We start from the raw sequence: 5108 nt of genomic DNA, 5'->3' as shown, positions 1-5108 counted from the left end.
TCTATTAATTATATGAACTTAACTCTTATTGATGGAAAAGAGGGAGACAAATTAGTAAAAGAATATATAAAAATTTTAGGAGAAAATAAATGAGAAAAAAATTGATTCCAATTACCGTATTTTTACTTTTATGGGCTGGAATCTCCACAAAGGTCTCTCCTTTGGTGCTACCTTCACCTCTACGGGTTTTTCATACCTCATTATCTTTACTCCAAAATAATTATAATGAGATCTTGATTACCTTAGGTCGATTAGGTATCTCTCTGATTTTTACCTATCTTATAGGAATGCTTTTGGTTTTAGGAATTGTTTCTTCTAAAAATCTTAAGATCTTTATCTATCCAATACTACTTTTTATGCAGAGTACTCCTATAATTTCTTGGATCTTACTGGCGTTAATTTGGTTTGATAGTAAATATATACCTATTTTTATAATTTGTATAAATACTATCCCAATTTTGGTATTAAATATTGTCAGTGGGATGGAAGGGATAGATAAAAAAATCTTAGAGATGGCAAGTATATACAATATATCTAAAAAGGATTGTTTCTTTAAAATTCAACTTCCATCCCTTATCAGATATCTTCTTCCTGCTACCGAAATCATCCTTGGTTCTTCATTTAAGGTGATCATCATGGCAGAGGTCATCTCTAGAGTAAGTGGTGGAATTGGAAATGGATTAAACATAGGATGGTTAAATATAGAAACAGATACAATTTTAGGTTGGACTCTTATAATATATATCTTAAGTTTTCTCATTTCAAAATTAATTTTAATATCCTTAAAAAATAAATTTAGGAGGTATTTATGATTGAGTTGAAAGATCTTTCTCTGACTTTTGATGGAGAAAAAATCTTGGATAATATCACATATAAATTTAAAAAAAACAAAGTCACTGCAATCTTAGGTCCCTCTGGTGGTGGGAAAACTAGCCTCTTTAATATTATTGCGGGCCTTGAGATAAATCATACTGGAGAAGTAGTTAAAAAATTTGAAAATGTAGGCTATATATTTCAGGAAGACAGACTCCTCCCTTGGGAAAGTGTAAAAGAAAATTTAAATATAATACCAGGAGCTAATGAGAACAAAATAAAAAATATTTTGGAACTTTTACAGATCTCTCATAAGATAGATCATCTAGTTAAAAATTTAAGTGGCGGTGAAAAACAAAGGGTTGCTATAGCTCGTGCTTTTTTATATGATACAGAATTAATTCTTATGGATGAGTCTTTAAAATCTTTAGATTTTTCACTAAAGATAAAGTTGATTTCTCTCATAATCACACTTTTAGAAAAATACTCAAAGACACTTATAATGATAAGTCATGATATAGATGAAATTTTACTCATGGCAGATGAAGTAGTAATATTTTCTAAAAAACCAACTGTCATAAACGAGGTTCTTACCATTGATTTCCCAAAATCTAAAAGAACTCTATCTTCTAAAGAATTAAAAGTATATAAAAATAAAATCTATGATACGATCCTTAAATAAATTAAATAGCTCTCAGAATATTTTCTGAGAGCTATTTTTATTTTTCTGTTTTTTCTAATTTTTCAAATTCATCCTTACCTACAGCACAGAGAGGACAAGTCCAATCTTCTGGGATTTCTTCCCATTTTGTGCCCTTTTTAATTCCTGACTTTGGATGCCCTATCTCTGGACTATAAACATAACCACATATTGTGCATGCCCACTTTTCCATTTTATCCCTCCCCAATTTTATTTTATAAAAAATATCTATTAATGATATTACTAGTAATTTTAATTTTTTCCTGTTTTTTTATAAAATCATATTAATTTATTGGGAAAATTTCTCCACACTTCTCATAATTATCTATCTTTATATATTTCCCATCTCTATACACAGCAGGAACCACTCTTTTTCTCTTAATAGCATCTATCAAATCTTTTTCAGTTTCAATATCATCTAAAAATTTTGTACAATATTTACCTATTGCATCAGGAGTATGACAGTCACTGGCTGCTGTAGTAGCTAAATTTAGCTCCATAGCACTTTCAAAAGCATTTAAGTTATTATAAGATTTTGTACTCCCATTAAACGTCTCCACAGCAGTGAGCCCCTTTAGATTTTTTAGATGTTTACCACATCCTCTATTATTTTCTCTAAATGGATGAGCAGCAATAGTCACTCCTCCTTTGGAATTTACTAAATCTATTAATTCTTGAGCATAAAGTTTTTTTGTAGGAATATCATCTAATCCAAAGACCAGTATGTCCCCTTCGTGGGTTAATATTTCAGCTCCTACAAATATTTTAAAATTATGTTTTTTCCCATATTGAGTAGCGTATTCTTTTACTTTATTATTATCATGATCTGTTATACAGATCCCATTTAATCCCATTATTTTTGCTCTTTTTACAATTTCTGAAATTCCAATAAAACTGTCATCTGAACCTTCTATGCAGTGCATGTGAGTATCTATAAACATCTTTTTCTCCTTTTTCTAATTTCAATTAGTTTTTCTGCTTCATAACATAAAAATTATTTTCTATGCATGATTTTTATTTTTTTCTTCATAAAAATAGTTCAATAAAAAATACAGAGAACTCTCTACATTTATTGATATTTTTTTTTTAGAGCCCCATAACAATGGCATAAAATATGAATCCCTTTAGGATTTCTCTCTATAAAATTTTGAAGTTTTTGTTAAAATATAAAAGATGATCTAAGCAGAAAGAGCGAATAGGAATAGTTTTAAAACTATAAGAAAAGAAGTTGGGAACAGAAATATCTCTAGACCGACCTTATCTATACTATCCATTTGCAATAGATCTTGTAACTTCCACCGGAAGTCTCAACTGATTGTCAGTTTCATTGAAATTTCTTCATGTTTCCCCCTAAATTGTTTTTTATTAATTCATTATGTCTATAATACAGTATGTTTTAATAGAGTGTCAACATTATTTTTAATTATTTTTATTATAATATATGATATAATATTTAGATAGAGAAAAATTTAAATCTAATATATGGAGGTATATGTTTTGGCCTTAAAAAAAAGAGATTATATCAGAACAATTATTATCGGAATAATTAGTGGAATAGCTTTATTGATAGTAACTAGATAAAAATACAAAAGGAGGAATAATTAATTTTTTATTCCTCCTTTTTTCATCTACTTTTGATTTTACTGGACTTTTCCTCGATAACGTCATACAATATAAAAAGAATCATCTTTTAAAACTTACAATTCACATTGCAATTTTTTCCATTTATACCCATTTTCTTTTCAAAAAATTATTATCCAATATTGAAAAAAATTACAAAATTACTACAAATTTAAACAGACTTTTTTGCCATTTTATTAAATTTACTTTGAAAGTTTCTATCAAAAAGACTTTTTCTCTTTTTTTATCCTTTTTATCATTTTATCTATTCATTTTATAAGCTCTATCCACTCTACAAGTTTTATCTATTTTATACATTGTACCCACATTGTATATTTAGCTTCTTACACCTAAAGCAACGTGAGGTTGCATCTAAAAAAGCAACATAATAGCTTCATCAAAATAAAACAGAAGTAGGGAGAATATTTTTAATCACGCCCGAAAACTAGAAATTTTTAAACTTCTTAAAAAATGTCGAAAAAACTAGAATTAGGTACTAAAATTTAAGGAGGAGTTAAAAAATGAAAAAAATAACCATAGTTGGTGGCGGTAGTAGCGCTCATACAGTAGCGCCCTTACTTGCAAACTTAGGCTTTAGAGTAACAATTTTAACAAGCAAACCGGACCTTTGGAAAAAAACTTTAAAAGTAGAGTTTCAATCAGAAAATGGAAATGTTAAAAAAATAGTAGAAGGGGATATACATTTAGCTACAAATGATGAAAAATTTGCTTTAAAAGATGCTGAAATAATTTTACTATGTATGCCTGTATCTCAGTATTTCAAAGTACTCCTAAGAATAGGAGAACACATCCCCAAAGATAAAGAAGTTTGGATCGGGTCTATTTATGGCCAAGGCGGAGTTAATTGGATGTACAATGAAATTAAAGAGAAATTTTCATTAAATAAATTAGTATATTTTTCTTATGGATTAATCCCTTGGATATGTAGAACCAAAGAATATGGATCAGTTGGAATAACTTATGGTGCTAAATCTATTAATATTGTCTCTGTTTTTCCAAAGTATAAATTTAATAAATTAAACAGTGATTTATTTGAAAAAATATCTTTAGAAGGAGACGGAATAAGTAAAACTTATCAAGCAAACAATTTCTTATCGTTAACTTTATCGGTAGATAACCAGATAATTCATACTTCACGTATGTATGGATTATACCTAAAAAATAAACAAGGTTGGAAAACGCTAGAGGAAGTCCCTTATTTTTATAAAGAGTTTGATGAAAGCTCAGCTAATATACTAAAGATGTTAGATGCAGATTATGAAAAAATCAGACAAAAAATTAAAGAATTAAATCCCACAGAATCCTTTGAGCACATGTTAAATTATTTAGATCTAGAAAGATTTACAAACAACTCCTCAAATGAAAATATAAAAGAATCTTTTATTCAATCTAAAACTTTAGGCCTTATTAAAACTCCAGTAATGAAAGAAGGAGAAAGATATGTTTTAGATAAAAATAGTAGATTTTTTACAGATGATATATTTTATGGAATTGCTATTGTAAAATGGCTTGCAGATAAATATAAGATAGATGTTCCAATGATCAACGAACTCCTAAATTGGAGCCAAAACTATTTAAATTTAGATTTATTAAAAAATGGTGTTTTAGATACTGAGTATGAATATAACGGCATAAAGGTTGGGATACCAACTAAATATGAGACATATCAAGAAAGAGATCTAATAAAATAAAATTAAAAAAGGGAAAATTCCTTCACAATATAGGCTATGATATAAAAAAAAGCTAAAGCTTCTTCAACCCCCTGCCCCCATCTTGGGGGTTTTTTTGTATAATAACTATTATGACTCCTATTACTCTTAAAGAGAGTCTTACTAATGACAACTTAAAAGCTTTTTTTAGACATTCTTTTAAATTTTTTTCACATTTCCCTAAAGCTTATCTTCATTTTATCAAATCTACACTCCTTGCTGCTAAAAATTGTAGAGAATTTGCT

At 28.2% G+C, this 5108-nt stretch carries 5 protein-coding genes; 3 read left to right on the top strand and 2 right to left on the bottom strand.

Annotated features, from left to right (window positions below):
- Positions 1-89: 89 nt before the first annotated feature.
- The gene (locus WBG30_RS03835) at positions 90-812 is read left to right on the top strand and encodes an ABC transporter permease (protein WP_424503325.1); all 723 of its coding nucleotides are present in this window, start codon (positions 90-92) and stop codon (positions 810-812) included.
- Positions 809-1495 (top strand): ABC transporter ATP-binding protein, encoded by a 687-nt coding sequence (locus WBG30_RS03830; RefSeq protein ID WP_424503324.1) that lies wholly within the window; start codon positions 809-811, stop codon positions 1493-1495. The genes WBG30_RS03835 and WBG30_RS03830 overlap by 4 nt, the downstream gene beginning before the upstream one ends.
- Positions 1496-1532: 37 nt before the next feature.
- On the opposite strand, the gene WBG30_RS03825 is transcribed toward WBG30_RS03830, so the two are convergent.
- Together WBG30_RS03825 and WBG30_RS03820 are read right to left on the bottom strand one after the other, a co-directional pair.
- Complete coding sequence (locus tag WBG30_RS03825) at positions 1533-1706, bottom strand: rubredoxin (protein ID WP_424503323.1); 174 nt, start codon at positions 1704-1706, stop codon at positions 1533-1535.
- A 91-nt stretch (positions 1707-1797) separates the two neighbouring features.
- Positions 1798-2454, bottom strand: coding sequence for a PHP-associated domain-containing protein (locus WBG30_RS03820; protein WP_424503322.1), 657 nt, complete (start codon positions 2452-2454; stop codon positions 1798-1800).
- Between the two features lie 1200 nt (positions 2455-3654).
- Here WBG30_RS03820 and WBG30_RS03815 point away from each other — a divergent pair.
- Positions 3655-4845, top strand: coding sequence for an NAD/NADP octopine/nopaline dehydrogenase family protein (locus WBG30_RS03815; RefSeq protein WP_424503321.1), 1191 nt, complete (start codon positions 3655-3657; stop codon positions 4843-4845).
- Positions 4846-5108 lie beyond the last annotated feature (263 nt).

This window comes from Psychrilyobacter sp., assembly GCF_049671765.1.
Taxonomy (GTDB): Bacteria; Fusobacteriota; Fusobacteriia; order Fusobacteriales; family Fusobacteriaceae; genus Psychrilyobacter.
The sequence above is the reverse complement of the archived record's forward strand: the minus strand, read 5'-3'. Positions and strand labels throughout refer to the sequence as shown.